Genomic DNA, 15,154 nt, shown 5'->3' on the forward strand with positions numbered 1-15,154 from the left:
TGCTCCGAGGCTCTCGGCCCCAGGTCGGCCGGATGCTGGCGGTGGACCCTTCCCGGGTCATGGCAGGTCCGCTTGCCGGAAGGGGAGGGCCTGCGCATATCGTGCGGAGCCGCCCGCGCTGCCCGCCACGACAAGGCATGCCCGTCCATGAAGCCCTTGCCAACGGGCCTGAAATGCTATAATCGCCGTCTCAAGCCCCTATAAGTAATGTGTCGCGCGCGTCCCCGCGCGCCGGCCATTGCCGGGCGTTTCCACGGCCAGAAGCACCTCGATGACCGAAGAACACGGCAGCACCCCCGAGACCGCCGCCAACACCGGCTACGACTCCAGCAAGATCACCGTCCTGCGCGGTCTCGAGGCCGTCCGCAAGCGCCCGGGCATGTACATCGGCGACGTCCACGACGGCACCGGCCTGCACCACATGGTGTTCGAGGTCGTGGACAACTCGGTCGACGAGGCCCTGGCCGGCCACGCCGACGACATCACCGTGACCATCCACGAAGACGGCTCGGTGTCGGTGTCCGACAACGGCCGCGGCATCCCGGTCGACATCCACAAGGAAGAGAACGTCTCGGCGGCGGAGGTCATCCTCACGGTGCTGCACGCCGGCGGCAAGTTCGACGACAACAGCTACAAGGTTTCCGGCGGCCTGCACGGCGTGGGCGTGTCCGTGGTCAACGCGCTGAGCGAGCACCTCTGGCTCGACATCTGGCGCGACGGCGAGCACCACCAGCAGGAGTATTCGCTGGGCGAGCCGCTGTACCCGCTGAAGGCCGTGGGTCCGGCCGGAAACCGCCGCGGCACCACGCTGCGCTTCAAGCCGGCGCGGGAGATCTTCAGCGACGTCGAGTTCCACTACGACGTGCTGGCGCGGCGCCTGCGCGAGCTGTCCTTCCTCAACTCCGGGGTGAAGATCACGCTGGCCGACGAGCGCGGCGAATCGCGACGCGACGTGTTCCAGTACGAAGGCGGCATCGCTTCCTTCGTCGAGCACCTGGCCCAGCTCAAGACCCCGCTGCACCCGAAGGTGATCGCGGTCGCGGGCGAGGAGAACGGCATCACCGTGGAAGTGGCGCTGCAGTGGACGGACTCCTACCAGGAGACCATGTTCTGCTTCACCAACAACATCCCGCAGAAGGACGGCGGCACCCACCTGCAGGGCTTCCGCGCCGCGCTCACGCGCACGCTCACCAACTACATCGAGCAGAACGGCGTCGCGAAGCAGGCCAAGGTCAGCCTGTCCGGCGACGACATGCGCGAGGGCATGATCGCGGTGCTGTCGGTGAAGGTGCCCGACCCCAGCTTTTCCTCGCAGACCAAGGAAAAGCTTGTCTCGTCCGACGTGCGCCCGGTGGTCGAGCACACCTTCGGCGCCAAGCTCGAGGAGTTCCTGCAGGAGAACCCGAACGAGGCCCGCGCCATCGCCGGCAAGATCGTCGACGCCGCGCGCGCCCGCGAGGCCGCGCGCAAGGCCCGCGACCTGACCCGCCGCAAGGGCGCGCTGGACATCGCAGGCCTGCCCGGCAAGCTCGCCGACTGCCAGGAGAAGGATCCGGCGCTCAGCGAACTCTTCATCGTCGAGGGTGACTCGGCGGGCGGCTCGGCCAAGCAGGGCCGCAACCGCAAGAACCAGGCGGTGCTGCCGTTGCGCGGCAAGATCCTCAACGTCGAGCGCGCGCGCTTCGACCGCATGCTCTCCAGCGCCGAGGTCGGCACGCTCATCACCGCGCTCGGCACCGGCATCGGCAAGGACGAGTACAACCCGGACAAGCTGCGCTACCACCGCATCATCATCATGACCGACGCCGACGTCGACGGCGCCCACATCCGCACCCTGCTGCTGACGTTCTTCTACCGGCAGATGCCGGAGCTGATCGAGCGCGGCCACGTCTACATCGGCCTGCCGCCGCTGTACAAGATCAAGCAGGGCAAGACCGAGCTGTATCTCAAGGACGATGCCGCGCTCGACGCCTATCTCGCCGGAAACGCCGTTGAGGGGGCCAGCCTGGTGCCGGCCAGCGGCGAGCCACCGATCACCGGGGAGGCGCTGGAGAAGCTGCTCCTGGCCTATGCGGCCGCGCGCGACACCATCGCCCGCAACGCCTGGCGCTACGATCCCGAGCTGCTGGGTGCGCTGGTCGACTTCACGCCGCTGGATGCCGCGATCCTGGCCGGCAACGTCGACGAACGCCACGAGCTCGACCAGCTCGAGAAGCGCCTCAACGAATCCGGGCTCGGCAAGCCGCGCTATTCGCTCGAGTTCCAGCCGGGCACCGACACCGTCGGTCCGGCGCTGGTGGTGAAGCGCCGTCACATGGGCGTGGACACGGTGCAGGTGCTGCCGTTCTCCGCCTTCGAGGGCGGCGAGTTGCGTGCGCTCAGGGACGCAGCAGCGCTCCTGCACGGCCTGGTGCGCGAAGGCGCCCAGATCATCCGCGGCAACCGCGCCCAGCCGGTCACCAGCTTCGCCCAGGCCCAGGCCTGGCTGCTCGAGGAAGCGAAGAAGGGCCGCCAGATCCAGCGCTTCAAGGGCCTGGGCGAAATGAATCCCGAGCAGCTGTGGGACACCACGGTGAATCCCGAAACGCGCCGCCTGCTGCAGGTGACGATCGAGGACGCCGTGGGTGCCGACCAGATCTTCAGCACCCTGATGGGCGACGTGGTCGAGCCCCGCCGGGCCTTCATCGAGGACAACGCGCTCCGGGTGTCCAACCTCGACGTCTGAACGGGCGGGTTGACGCCGCCTTCAGCCGGTGCCGCCTACAACGTCTGCAGCCCAACCAGGACGTCGCCATGAGGATATTGCCGATTGCCGCCGCTGCCGCCGCCACCCTGGCGGTTGCGGCCTGCGCCACCACCACCTCGTCCACCGGGCGCACCCAGTACGTCGGCGCGGTGTCCCAGGCCCAGCTCGACCAGATGGGGGCCCAGGCCTTCAACGAGCAGAAGGCGCAGATGCGCCAGACCGGCGACGCCGCGCAGAAGCGCTACGTCAGCTGCGTGGTCAACGCGATCGTCGCCCAGCTGCCCGCGGACCAGCGCCGGATCGCCTGGGAGTCGGCGGTGTTCGTGGACGACAATCCGAACGCGTTCGCGCTCCCCGGCGGCAAGGTCGGCGTGTACACCGGCATTTTCAGCGTGGCGCGCAACCAGGACCAGCTGGCCGCGGTGATCGCGCACGAGGTCGGCCACGTGGTCGAGCACCACCACGACGAGCGCATCACGCGCCAGATGGGCGCGCAGGGCGCCCTGGGCGTGGTCGGCGCGCTGGTGGGCTCGCGCTATGGCGAGGGGGCCACCCAGGCCACCAACCAGCTCGGCGGGGCCGCGCTGCAGACCGCTTTCCTGCTGCCGGGCTCGCGGGTGCAGGAAAGCGAGGCCGACGTGGTTGGCCAGCGCCTGATGGCCGCCGCCGGGTTCGATCCCCGCCAGGCGGTCAACCTGTGGCAGAACATGATCGCCGCCAGCGGCGGATCGCGCCCGCCGCAGTGGCTGTCCACCCACCCGGATCCCTCCGCCCGCATCGGCGAGCTGCAGTCGCGCGCGACCGCGCTGGTGCCGACCTGGGAGCAGGCCCGCGCGGCCGGCCGTCGACCGGCCTGCGGCTGAATCAGCGCGCCATTGGCCGATGGTGCGCTCGCGCCACCGGCCCGGATTCTGTTAGGTTTGGCACCCCCCGTGCGCAGGCCGGCGTCGCCGGCATGCGTCCTGCAGCCAAGAGGTCCTCCATGTCCGCTTCCACTTCCCATCGCCATCTCCTGGTCGTCGCGATTGCCGGCGTGCTCGCCGTGGGCACGGCCGCCGATGCCTTCGCGCAGGCCCGTGGCTCCGCCGAGCGCCGGGGCGCCCGGCAGGAACGCGCCGCCGAGAAGACCGAGGTGGTGAAGGAATATCCGGCCGCGACGCGCGAGGAACCCGGACTCCGCGCCAGCCCGCGCATCGGTCCCCAGATCAACAAGCTGTCGGAAGCACAGCAGGCCGGCGACCTCGCCGCCGCGGAAGCCGCTGCCAAGGAGATCCTGGACAACGACAAGGCCAACGCCTACGAGCGCGCCATCACGCTGCGCCTGCTGGCCGACCTGCTGATCAACGACGACAACGCCCGCGCCGCCGACCTCCTGCGACAGGCGCTGGAACTCGACGGCCTGGGCAACAACGAGCATTACGGCACCATGCTGGCGCTGTCCCAGGTCCAGCTGGTCGAGGAAGACTACGCCGGTGCCCTGGCCACGCTCGACCGCATGGTGGCGGAGACCCGCACCGACAAGGCCGACGTGCAGGTCATGCGCGGCAACGCGCTCTACCGCCTCGAGCGCTATGACGAGGCGATCGCCGCGCTCGAGCCCGTGGTCAAGGGCAATGCGGAAGCCCGCCCCGAATGGACGCAGCTGTTGATGGCGTCGTATGCCGACGCCGGTCGCGCCGGCGAGGCGGCGACGCTGGCCGAGCAGGTCGCGTCGCAGGCGCCGGGCGACAAGCGCGCCCAGCTCAACCTGGCCAACATCTACCTGCAGGCGGACGACCACGCCAGGGCGATCGAAGTCTACGAGCGCCTGCGCCAGGCCGGCCAGCTCGACGAGGACCGCGACTACAGCAACCTGGCGGCGCTCTACCTGAACACCGAGAACGGCGAGCCCAAGGCCATCGCGGTGCTCAACGAAGGCCTCGACAAGGGCATCCTCAAGGGTGACTACCGCACCTATGCCTCGCTCGCGCAGGCCTACTACTTCTCCGACCAGTACGAGAAGGCGATCGAGTTCTACGGCAAGGCGGCGCCCCTGGACGACGACGGCAGCACCTACCTGAACCTCGCGAAGGCGCTGTCCAACGAGGGCCGCGACGCCGAGTCCAAGGCCGCGGCGCAGAAGGCTCTCGACAAGGGTCTGTCCAATCCGGAAGAGGCGCGCAAGCTGCTCGCACGCTGACGCCGCGCGCAAAACATCTCCTTTAATGCGGTGGTACTGCGCCGCACGATTGGGGTAAGCTTGGAAATTCCCGCGCAGAACACGGTCGCGGATCCAGACAACATTCGGGGCGCTCGCCGCCCGGCCAGAATCGAGTTCCCCGCATGACGCAGCACGCCACGACCCTTGACCGGAACAACGACCAGGACGAGGGCCTGAACTGGGCGCGTATCGCCGGCTTCACCATGGTGGTGGCGTTCCACGCCGCCGCCGTCCTGCTCCTGCTGGCGCCGGTGAACCCGCCGAACGCCGCGCAGGAGGAAGAACAGGTCACCCGCGTGGTGATCATCGAACCGCCGCCGCCGCCCCCGCCGCCGCCGCCGCCGCCGCCGAAGCCGCCGGAACCCCAGCCGATCAAGGAGCTGGTGCCGCCGCAGCCCTCGCCGCTGCCGCCGCCGCCGGAAGAGCCGCCGGTGGTCTTCGACGAGCCCTCGCCGATGGACACCCCGGCCCCGCCGCCGGCCCCGCCGGCGCCGCCGGCCCCGGCTCCGAGCATCGGCGCCAGCGTCGACCCCTCGTCCAAGAGCATGAACCCGCCGAAGTATCCGCCGGCCGCGCTCCGCGCCGGCATCACCGGCCAGGTCGTGCTGGTGGTGGACGTGGACGCTTCGGGTAACGTGACCAACGTGTCGGTGGAGAAGTCCAGCCGCAACCGCGACCTCGATCGCGCCGCGATCGACGCCGCCCGCCGCTGGCGCTTCAACCCCGAGGTCCGCGACGGCGTCCCCGTGGCCGGCCGCGTCCGTGTCCCGGTGGACTTCGTCCTCTAAGGGCGCAAGCACGCCGCGAGTGCCGCAAGCTTTGCAACACCGCTCCGCCCGCTCCACCCTTTCCAACATCACAACATCTAGAAGGTAAGCGTCATGCTGCAGGAAACCACTAACGTCCCCGCCGCTGGAGGCAGCAACGCCGCAGCGCTCCAGCAGATGGGCTTCGCGGACATGATCCAACACATGGACGCGGTCGGCTGGGTGGTGCTCATCACCCTGCTGGTCATGTCGGCCATGTCGATCTACTGGATCATCTTCAATGCCATCAAGCACGCCCGCCTGCGCGGCCGCTCGGACCGCGTGATCAACACGTTCTGGGAAACCCAGAACGCGCAGGACGCGATCCGCTCCATGGAAGAAGAAGCGCGCAGCGAGCCCTTCTCGAAGGTCGCCCTCGATGCCGCCCAGGCGGCCGCGCACCACCAGCGCCATGAAGGTTCGCGCCTGGTCGAGTCGCTCAACCGCTCCGAGTTCGTCGACCGCGCGCTGCGCCAGGGCGTGACCCGCGAGTCGCTGAAGCTCGAGGCCGGCCTGACCGTGCTCGCCACCGTCGGCGCGACCGCGCCGTTCGTCGGCCTGCTCGGCACCGTGTGGGGCATCTACCGCGCCCTGATCCGCATCGGCGCCAGCGGCCAGGCCGACATCGGCGCGGTGGCCGGCCCGGTCGGCGAGGCGCTGATCATGACCGCCATCGGTCTCGGCGTCGCGATCCCGGCGGTGCTCGGCTACAACTTCTTCGTCCGCCTCAACCGCGGCGTGAACAACAAGCTCGACACCTTCGCCCACGACCTGCACGACTTCTTCGCCACCGGCTCGCGCGTCGGCGAGCAGAAGCACTAAGCGCAGACGTACGGGTCCGAGGAGAACCGACATGGCTTACAGTTCAAGTGGTAGGGGCCATGACAAGGTCAACGCCACGATCAATATCGTGCCGCTGGTCGACGTGATGCTGGTGCTGCTGATCATCTTCATGGTCACGGCACCGCTGATGGCCCACAAGGTCAAGGTCGAGCTCCCGGAGGCCAACCTGGACGAGCGTCCGGAAACGTCCGGGGCGGCGATGCCGATCACGATCGCGGTGACCGACAACGGCGACATCTTCCTCAACGATTCGCCGGTGACCCTCCAGCTGCTGGAGAGTTCGCTGGCGGTCGAGGCCCAGAAGACGCCGCAGCCGCCGGTGAACGTGCGTGCCGACAGGACCACGAAGTACGGGATGGTGAAGGAAGTCGTCCAGATCGCGCAGCAGCAAGGCATGCGCAAGGTCGGCTTCGTCGCCACCCGAGAGCCCAACTGATCCGGAGTAGTTCGCACCATGGCTTTTTCATCCGATTCCGGTGACGGCCCGATGGCCGACATCAACATCATTCCGCTCTGCGACGTGATGCTGGTGCTGCTCATCATCTTCATGGTCACCGCGCCCCAGCTGTCGTACCCGATCGACATCGACCTGCCGCAGCGTTCGACGAATCCGCCGGTGAACCCGGTGGATCCGCCGGAGCCCATCCGGCTGCGCATCGACGCCGGCGGCCAGGTGTTCTGGAACGACAGCCCGGCCCCGATGTCGGCGCTGCGCAACATGATGGAGAGCGAGGTGCAGCGCGATCCCAACAACCAGCCCACGCTCGAGATCGACGTCAACGCCGAGGCCGATTACGGCGTGCTGGCCAAGGTGCTGGCCGAAGCGAAGAATGCACAGATGATGAAGATCGGTTTCGTGAGGAACTGATCCGCAAGAGTCTCCCGGCGTCGCCTGCAGCGCGTCGCGGAGGAACAACACGCTTGCTTTCTTGCGCCGCCCCACAAGGGCGGCGCTTTTTTGCGTAAGGGTGAAAGAAAAGCGTTTGCCACGGATTTACGCGGATGGCGCGGATTTACACGGATAGGGCAACAGCTTTGCCAGGAGCCGGTAGGAGCAGCTATAGCTGCGACCGGTGTGCTGAACGGCGTAGCAGCCTTGCCTCGCAAACCGTCATTCGTGGGCGCGGCGCTTATGCGATGGTTGTCCGCAGGTATCGGTCGCAGCTATAGCTGCTCCTACACAAGCGAGCTGTGCTTTATCCGCGTGATCCGCGTGATCCGCGTGAATCCGTGGCAAGAGCCTTCTGCGCCGCTACAGAAGAGCGAGGTACCGGCCGACGGTGGTGGACAGGCCGTCGTAAAGGGCTTCGCTGATGAGGGCGTGGCCGATGGAGACTTCCTCGATGCCAGGGACGGCGGCCAGGAAGTCGCGCAGGTTGGACTGGCTGAGGTCGTGGCCGGCATTGACGCCGAGGCCGGCGGCGCGCGCGCGGCGCGCGGTGTCGGCGCAGGCGGCCAGCGCGGCGGCGGCATCGCCTGCGGCGTGGGCGTCGGCGAAGGGGCCGGTGTAGATCTCGATGCGGTCGGCGCCGGTTTCCGCGGCCGACTCGACGGCGCTGCCGGCGTCGGCGAACAGACTGACCCGGCAGCCGAGATCGCGCAGTTCGGCGACCAGCGGGGCGAGGCGGTCGCGGTCGCGTTCGAAGTCGAAGCCGTGGTCGGAGGTGATCTGGCCGTCGTCGTCGGGCACCAGGGTCGCCTGCGCCGGCCGCGCCTTGCGGCAGAGCGCGATGAAGCCGGGATAGCCGGGCCGGGGAGCGGCGAAGGGGTTGCCTTCGAGATTGAGTTCGACGCCACGCTCGCCGGCGAGCGCAGCCAGGGCGATGACATCGTCGGCGCGGGCGTGGCGTGCGTCAGGGCGGGGATGCAGGGTCAGGCCGTGGGCGCCGGCGTCCAGGCAGGTGCGCGCGGCGCGCAGCATGTCGGGCTCGGCGCCGCCGCGCGAATTGCGCAGCACGGCGATCTTGTTGAGATTGACGCTGAGGCGGGTCATGGGGCGGCAGGATACGCGCGGAACGCGACGTCAGCCGCGCGCGGTATCGCCCGGGGCGGTGTCCGTGACTGCGGCCGCGGCGCGGCGGGCCTCGGCCTCGTCGCGCAGGCGCTTCAGCTCCATCGGGTCGAGCATCATGCTGTCGTCGCGCGACTGGTTGCCGACGCGCTGCGCCAGCAGCCCGAGCACCCAGGCCACGGTGCCGGCCAGGGCGACGAGCAGGCAGATCACGGCCAGCGCCATCGAGGATGCGTTCAGCGCCACCGCGAAGGCGGCCACGGCCAGGAGCAGGAACAGCCAGGGCATGGGGTGTCTCCGCGGGGTCGGATGCGCAGTCTAGCCCGCCTGACGCCGCGCCCGCGCGGCCGCCGGACGGCGGGAGCCTGCCGCCGGTCGCGGTTCGGGACACGCAGCGCCCGGCCATGCGTCGCCGGGGACGGCCGGAGCCGGCGGCGCGCCCGCCTAGAGCAGCGGTGACAGCAGGCGGGCGAGGGCCTCCGGCAGGCGGGCACGCAGCAGCGGGCGATGGCGACCGCGCTGGACGCGCGGCGCATTGGCGAGCTCGCCTTCGAGCAGGGTCGCCAATGTGGCGGCGATGCCCGGATCGTCGAACAGCACCGAGACCTCGAAGTTCAGGCGGAAGCTGCGGTGGTCGAAGTTGGCGCTGCCCACCAGCACCAGCTCGTCGTCGACCAGCAGGCTCTTGCTGTGCAGCATGCGCGGCCCGTACTCGTAGATCTTCACTCCGGCCAGCAGCAGGGCGCCGAAGTAGGAGCGCGCCGCCAGCGTCACCAGCTTCGAATCGCTTTCGCGCGGCACCAGCAGGCGCACGTCGAGGCCCGCGGCGGCGGCCGAGGTCAGCGCCATCATCGCGGCCTCGCCGGGCACGAAGTAGGGCGTGGTCATCCACACCCGGCGCTTCGCGGCGTGGATGGCGGACACGTGCATGCGGTGGATGGCCTCCCACGGCGAGTCCGGGCCCGACACCAGCACCTGGGCGCGGATCGGGCCGGGGCCGGTGTCCGGCGGCGTGTCGCGCGCGACGCTGGACAGGAAGTCGCGGCTGCCGGTGGCATAGGCCCAGTCCTCGCAGAACACCAGCTGCAGACGCCGCACCACCTCGCCCTCGAGGCGCAGGTGGAGGTCGCGGTAAGCCTGGTCGCCAAGGCGCTCGTCCTGCTCGTCGGTGACGTTCATGCCGCCGGTGTAGGCGACGCGGCCGTCGATCACCACGATCTTGCGATGGGTGCGCAGGTTGGCCCAGGGCCGGCGCCAGACGTGCCCGAAGCGCATGGGGTGGAACCAGGCGACTTCGCCGCCGGCATCGAGCAGCGGCTGGAAGAAGCGGCGCGAGCGCGCCGACCCGATGGCGTCCACCAGCAGCCGGACCTCGACGCCCGCGCGTGCACGGGCGGCCAGTGCGTCGCGCAGCGCGGCACCGGTGCGGTCGGGCTCGTAGATGTAGTACTCGAGATGGACGTGCTTCGTGGCGGCGGCGATGTCGGCCAGCAGCGCGTCGTATTTCGCCGCGCCGTCCACGAGCAGGCGCACGTCGCGCGCGGTCGACGGTGCGAGCCCGGTGCTGGCCACGGCGAGGCGGGCGAGCTCGGCGGCGTCGGCGTGCGCCGCGTGTTCGAAGGCGGCGCCGGCATCCATCGACTCGCGGCTGCGCGCGCGCCGGAGCCGCTGGCGCCGGATCCGCTGCGGCCCGAACACGTGGTAGACGAAGAAGCCGAGGTAAGGCAGCAGGGCGAGGCCGAGCAGCCAGCTCAGCGTCGCCACCGGCTCGCGCTTCTGCAGCACGATCCAGCCGCCGAGCAGCAGCAGGTAGGCGGCCCACAACGCCAGCAGCCACGTACCCAGGTGGGGGATCGACAGGAGGGCCTGCCAGGCTTCGCGCATCGCGTCCAGACGCTTCCCCCGTCGCAGGGACTGAGACCACCAGCGGCTAGGCTAGCCGTATGCGCGACGATGGCAAAGCACGGCTGGCCGCCCTGGGGCCCCTCAAGGGCCGTGGCGCGGCGTCGCGCGTGACGGGCCGCTTCGAGCAGCGCAGCGCCAGCCGCGAGGACGACGGCTGGGGCTCGGGCCACGATTTCACCGACGCCAGCGGCGAGGCGCTGGAGCCGGGGCCCGCGACCACGGTCACCGTCGAGCGCGCGCGCAGCATCATCAGCCGCAACCAGTCGCCGGACATCGGCTTCAGCCAGTCGATCAATCCCTACCGTGGCTGCGAACACGGCTGCGTCTACTGCTTCGCCCGGCCCAGCCACGCGTATCTCGACCTGTCCCCGGGCCTCGACTTCGAGACCCGCCTGTACGCCAAGACCAATGCCGTCGAGCTGCTGCGCGCCGAGCTGGCGCGCCCGCGCTACGCCTGCGCGCCGATCGCGCTGGGCGTGAACACCGACGCCTACCAGCCGCTGGAGCGCCGCGAGCGCCTTACCCGCGGCCTGCTCGAGGTGCTGGCCGAAACCCGCCACCCGGTGCACCTGATCACCAAGAACGCGCTGGTGCTGCGCGACCTCGACCTGTTGGCGCCGATGGCGGAGCAGGGCCTGGTGCAGGTGTCGCTGTCGGTGACCACGCTCGACAACCGCCTGGCCGCGCGCATGGAGCCGCGGGCCTCCGCGCCGCACGCGCGGCTCAGGGCGATCGCCGGGCTGCATGCGGCCGGCGTGCCGGTCAGCGTCATGGTCGCGCCGGTGATCCCGGCGATCACCGACGGCGAGCTCGAGGCGATCCTCGCCGCCGCGCGCGAGGCCGGCGCGGTGGACGCGTCCTACGTGCTGCTGCGACTGCCGCATGAGCTCAAGGAGGTGTGGCGGGAGTGGCTCGCGCAGCACTATCCCGACCGCGCCGCGCACGTCATGAGCCTGGTGGCGCAGATGCGCGGCGGGCGCGACTACGACAGCGCCTTCGGCACCCGCATGCGCGGCGAGGGACCGTTCGCCCAGCTGCTCGCCGCGCGCTTCGCGAAGGCGCGCAGACAGCTGGGATTCACCCGGCTGCCAACGCTCGACTGCAGCCGCTTTGCCGCACCGGCCAGGCCCGTGCCAACGCCGCCGCCCTCGCCGCAGGGACGCCTGTTCTAGCCTTCCGGCTGCACGTGCCGTACACGCACCGGAGACAGGCCGCTGGTGTACCGTGCCGCGATGAAACAGTTCCACGACCAGCGTGCTGCCGAGGGGGACGCGCCGGCTGCAGCCGCGAATGCGGCTGCCTCGGCCGCCGGCGATCCCTGGCAGAAGCTGCGTGACTGCCAGGCGGAACTCGAGCGGATGACGAGGGACAACGCGCTGGTGTCGCAGGGCATCGCGCACGACCTGCGCGCGCCGCTGCGTGCGATCGAAGGCTTCTCGGCGATGCTGGAGTCCGGGTCCGGTGCGCGCCTCGACGAGGACGGCCGCAACCAGCTCGCGCGCATCCGCGCCGCCGCCCTGCGCATGGCCTCGCTGCTCGACGCGCTGCAGGCGCTGTCGCGCGCTTCCCACGACGCGCTCGAGATCGGCGAGGTCGACGCCAGCCTGCTGGTGGACTGGGCGCTGGTGGAACTGTGCGATGCCGATCCAACGCGCCGCGTGGAGTCGAGCGTGCAGCCGGGCATCCTGGTGCGCGCCGACGAGCGCCAGCTCAAGCTGGTGTTCGACCATCTGCTGCACAACGCGTGGAAGTTCTCCGCCGGCCGCGACGCCGTGCACATCGACGTCGACGCCGGACAGGCGCAGGACATGGTGCGCATCCACGTGCGCGACCGTGGATGCGGGTTCGACACGCGCTACGCCGGCCGCATGTTCGATCCCTTCCAGCGCCTGCACGGCGCGGACGAGGGTGGCGGCCACGGGCTGGGCCTGGCGATCGCGCGCCGAATCACCGAGCGCATGGGCGGCCGCATCGGCGCCGACAGCGTGCCCGGCGAGGGCAGCGTGTTCCACGTCGAACTGCCGGCGGCCCAGGGTCCGGCGTCGCCATGAGCAACCGCCCGATCCTGCTGGTCGAGGACAATCCCGACGACGTCGAGCTCACCCGCATCGCCTTCGCCGAGGCCAAGATCGCCAACCCGCTGCACGTCGTGGGCAACGGCGTGGAAGCGCTGGACTACCTGTTCGGCCGCGGCGCCTGGGCGGACCAGGCGCGCCACGAGCCACCGGCCCTCGTGCTGCTCGACCTCAACATGCCGCGCATGGACGGCCGCGAAGTGCTGCAGGCGATCCGCGCCGACAGCGAGACCCGCAGCCTGCCGGTGGTGGTGATGACCACCAGCGCCGAGCCCTTCGACGTCGAGGCCTGCTATTCGCTGGGCGCGAACAGCTACATCCGCAAGCCGGTGGACTTCGGCCAGTTCATGTGGGCGGTGAAGCAGGTCGGGATGTACTGGCTGGTGCTGAACCACCCGCGCGAAGGCTAGGGCGGACCGCGGCGACGCCGCGGCCTGCGGAGCCCGGGCTCAGCCCCCGGGGAACAGCGCCTCGGCACGCTGGAACAGGATCCAGCTGGTGGCGATGAACTTGTCGCCGCCCTGCGGGCGGTTGCCGCGGTGGGTATGGGTGAAGGCGGTGGGCGCGATCAGCAGGTCGCCGGCACGCGGCGAGACCTTGCGGTCCTGGAACAGGAACTCGGTCTCGCCGGCCTCGAAGCCGTCGTTGAGGTAGAGCGTCCACAGCAGGTGCCGGTGCAGGGTCTCGGCCTGCGGATCGTGCGGATAGAGTTCGCAGTGCCAGTACGGATAGCCGCCTTCGCCGGCCGCGTACCACTGCAGGTTGACCGTGCCCGGACGCAGGCAGGCCATCGCCAGCCGGCCCAGCGCGCGATCGTCCATGGCGGAGATGTCGTCGGCCTGCAGCCGCCGGAGCGCACCGTCGGCACCGGGATGCTGCAGCATCAGCGGCGCGATCAGCGCCTGCGGATACCTGCGCAGGTAGGCCAGCAGCCCGCCGTAGACGGCGACGTTGAGCGCCTGCTCGACGTCGGCCCAATCGGCGCGCCCGGCCAGTCCGATATCGCGGCTCTTCTTCAGCTCCGGAAACACCCCGCTGCCCACGCGCCCGGGCTGCAGCGCATCGCTGCCGCGCATGCGCTCGACGATCGCCGCGCAGGTCGCCGCGTCGAGCGCACCGGGGGTCACTTCGATGAAGTCGGCGGTCGGTGCCATGGGTGCTCGCTGTGGTGGGGGAAGGGGTTTTTGCCACGGATGACGCGGATGGACGCGGATTTACACGGATAGAGCAAAAGCAAGGGAGGGAAGAAGCCGAGAGCTTTTTTGCCGCGAATTTACGCGGGTTACGCGGATCTGGCCGAGGCTAATGCAAGCACTACGCCTGACCTGGCGCCGTTTCCAGTTGTGTTTCTACCTGGCAATCCTGCCTCGGCTGAATCCGCGTAATCCGCGTAAATCCGTCGCAAGAATGCTTTTTCCCAGTCTTCTGCTCTATCCGTGTAAATCCGCGTCCATCCGCGTCATCCGTGGCAAATGCTTTCCTGCCCAGCCGCTCCGTAGCAGCAGCAGCGCGATCAGCCAGCGTCGTGGTCGAGGTGGTAGCGGGTGGCGGCTTCGACTTCGGATTTCGAGCCGAGGAAGACCGGGACGCGCTGGTGCAGCTGGGCCGGTGCGATCTCCATGATGCGCTCGCGGCCGTTGGTGGCGGCGCCGCCGGCCTGCTCGACCAGGAAGGCCATCGGGTTGGCCTCGTACATCAGGCGCAGCTTGCCGGCCTTGCCCGGGTCCTTGCGGTCCCAGGGATAGATGAAGATGCCGCCGCGGGTCAGGATGCGGTGCACGTCGGCGACCATCGAGGCCACCCAGCGCATGTTGAAGTCCTTGCCGCGCGGGCCTTCCTTCCCGACCAGCAGGTCGCGCACGTAGTCCTGCATCGGCGCCTCCCAGTGGCGCTGGTTGGACATGTTGATCGCGAACTCCTTCGTCTCCTCCGGGATGCGGATGGATTCGCGGGTCAGCATGAAGGTGCCGGTCTCGCGGTCGAGGGTGAAGGCGTGGGTGCCGTGGCCGAAGGTCAGCACCAGGGTGGTCTGCGGGCCGTAGACGCAGTAGCCGGCGGCGACCTGGGCGGTGCCCGGCTGCAGGAAGTCGTCGTCGCCGATCGCGGCGACGCCGTCGGGCGCGCGCAGCACCGAGAAGATGGTGCCCACCGAGACGTTGACGTCGATATTGCTGGAGCCATCCAGGGGATCGAACAGCAGCAGGTAGTTGCCGCGCGGATAGGCGTCGGGGATCGGGAAGCAGTGGTCCATCTCCTCCGACGCGCAGGCCGCCAGGTGCCCGCCCCAGGCGTTGGCCTCGAGCAGGATCTCGTTGCTGATCACGTCGAGCTTCTTCTGCGCCTCGCCCTGCACGTTGCCGGTGCCGGCGTCGCCCAGCACGCCGCCGAGCGCGCCCTTGCCGACCGCGATCGAGATGCTGGTGCAGGCGCGCGCGACCACCGCGATCAGCTGGCGCAGGTCGGCGTTGATGCGGCCGGCGCGCTGCTCCTCGATCAGGTGGCGGGTGAGGGAGACGGCATGGCGGGGGCTGGACATGGCGACCTGCGAGGTGTTGGACAGGGCCATTC

General features: G+C 69.7%; 15 protein-coding genes. 10 read left to right on the forward strand and 5 right to left on the reverse strand.

The genetic code is table 11. From position 1 onward, the window contains the following. Positions 1-271 precede the first annotated feature (271 nt). The 7 genes from gyrB to H9645_RS05175 all read left to right on the forward strand — a co-directional run bounded on the left by gyrB (position 272) and on the right by H9645_RS05175 (position 7,463). Positions 272-2,725, forward strand: coding sequence for a DNA topoisomerase (ATP-hydrolyzing) subunit B (gyrB, locus tag H9645_RS05145; protein WP_191728661.1), 2,454 nt, complete (start codon positions 272-274; stop codon positions 2,723-2,725). A gap of 68 nt (positions 2,726-2,793) precedes the next feature. Beyond that, positions 2,794-3,609, forward strand: coding sequence for a M48 family metallopeptidase (locus H9645_RS05150; RefSeq protein WP_191728662.1), 816 nt, complete (start codon positions 2,794-2,796; stop codon positions 3,607-3,609). A 119-nt stretch (positions 3,610-3,728) separates the two neighbouring features. After that, positions 3,729-4,925: a tetratricopeptide repeat protein gene (locus tag H9645_RS05155; protein ID WP_191728663.1), complete on the forward strand. Its 1,197-nt coding sequence runs from the start codon at positions 3,729-3,731 to the stop codon at positions 4,923-4,925. 143 nt (positions 4,926-5,068) lie between these two features. Further along, complete coding sequence (locus H9645_RS05160) at positions 5,069-5,734, forward strand: energy transducer TonB (RefSeq protein ID WP_191728664.1); 666 nt, start codon at positions 5,069-5,071, stop codon at positions 5,732-5,734. Between the two features lie 93 nt (positions 5,735-5,827). Continuing rightward, positions 5,828-6,574, forward strand: coding sequence for a MotA/TolQ/ExbB proton channel family protein (locus tag H9645_RS05165; protein WP_189499154.1), 747 nt, complete (start codon positions 5,828-5,830; stop codon positions 6,572-6,574). A gap of 31 nt (positions 6,575-6,605) precedes the next feature. After that, positions 6,606-7,031, forward strand: a complete 426-nt coding sequence (locus tag H9645_RS05170; protein ID WP_191728665.1) for an ExbD/TolR family protein — start codon at positions 6,606-6,608, stop codon at positions 7,029-7,031. Positions 7,032-7,049: 18 nt separating this feature from the next. Continuing rightward, positions 7,050-7,463, forward strand: coding sequence for an ExbD/TolR family protein (locus H9645_RS05175; RefSeq protein ID WP_189499159.1), 414 nt, complete (start codon positions 7,050-7,052; stop codon positions 7,461-7,463). A gap of 384 nt (positions 7,464-7,847) precedes the next feature. On the opposite strand, the gene H9645_RS05180 is transcribed toward H9645_RS05175, so the two are convergent. The 3 genes from H9645_RS05180 to cls all read right to left on the reverse strand — a co-directional run bounded on the left by H9645_RS05180 (position 7,848) and on the right by cls (position 10,490). Continuing rightward, a complete protein-coding gene (locus tag H9645_RS05180) occupies positions 7,848-8,588 on the reverse strand; it encodes a pyridoxine 5'-phosphate synthase (protein WP_191728666.1) in 741 nt (246 codons plus the stop codon). Between the two features lie 30 nt (positions 8,589-8,618). Next, positions 8,619-8,894, reverse strand: coding sequence for a hypothetical protein (locus H9645_RS05185; protein ID WP_191728667.1), 276 nt, complete (start codon positions 8,892-8,894; stop codon positions 8,619-8,621). Between the two features lie 156 nt (positions 8,895-9,050). Continuing rightward, complete coding sequence (cls, locus tag H9645_RS05190; protein ID WP_191728668.1) at positions 9,051-10,490, reverse strand: cardiolipin synthase; 1,440 nt, start codon at positions 10,488-10,490, stop codon at positions 9,051-9,053. Between the two features lie 59 nt (positions 10,491-10,549). Between cls and H9645_RS05195 the strand changes: the two genes are divergently transcribed. Genes H9645_RS05195 through H9645_RS05205 form a run of 3 tightly spaced genes read left to right on the forward strand, consistent with a single transcriptional unit; the run spans position 10,550 to position 12,996 of the window. Continuing rightward, positions 10,550-11,683: a PA0069 family radical SAM protein gene (locus tag H9645_RS05195; RefSeq protein ID WP_191728669.1), complete on the forward strand. Its 1,134-nt coding sequence runs from the start codon at positions 10,550-10,552 to the stop codon at positions 11,681-11,683. A 60-nt stretch (positions 11,684-11,743) separates the two neighbouring features. Continuing rightward, entirely contained in the window at positions 11,744-12,562 is an 819-nt protein-coding gene (locus H9645_RS05200; protein ID WP_191728670.1) for a sensor histidine kinase, read from the forward strand. After that, a complete protein-coding gene (locus tag H9645_RS05205) occupies positions 12,559-12,996 on the forward strand; it encodes a response regulator (protein ID WP_191728671.1) in 438 nt (145 codons plus the stop codon). Before H9645_RS05200 ends, H9645_RS05205 begins: the two co-directional genes overlap by 4 nt. 39 nt (positions 12,997-13,035) lie before the next feature. Here H9645_RS05205 and H9645_RS05210 read toward each other — a convergent pair whose 3' ends face one another. Together H9645_RS05210 and H9645_RS05215 are read right to left on the reverse strand one after the other, a co-directional pair. After that, the gene (locus H9645_RS05210; RefSeq protein ID WP_191728672.1) at positions 13,036-13,740 is read right to left on the reverse strand and encodes a 2OG-Fe(II) oxygenase; all 705 of its coding nucleotides are present in this window, start codon (positions 13,738-13,740) and stop codon (positions 13,036-13,038) included. A 359-nt stretch (positions 13,741-14,099) separates the two neighbouring features. Continuing rightward, positions 14,100-15,152 (reverse strand): class 1 fructose-bisphosphatase, encoded by a 1,053-nt coding sequence (locus H9645_RS05215; protein ID WP_225218019.1) that lies wholly within the window; start codon positions 15,150-15,152, stop codon positions 14,100-14,102. Between the last annotated feature and the right edge of the window lie 2 nt (positions 15,153-15,154).

The sequence above is a fragment of the Luteimonas colneyensis genome (assembly GCF_014836665.1).
In the GTDB taxonomy this organism is placed as follows: domain Bacteria; phylum Pseudomonadota; class Gammaproteobacteria; order Xanthomonadales; family Xanthomonadaceae; genus Luteimonas; species Luteimonas colneyensis.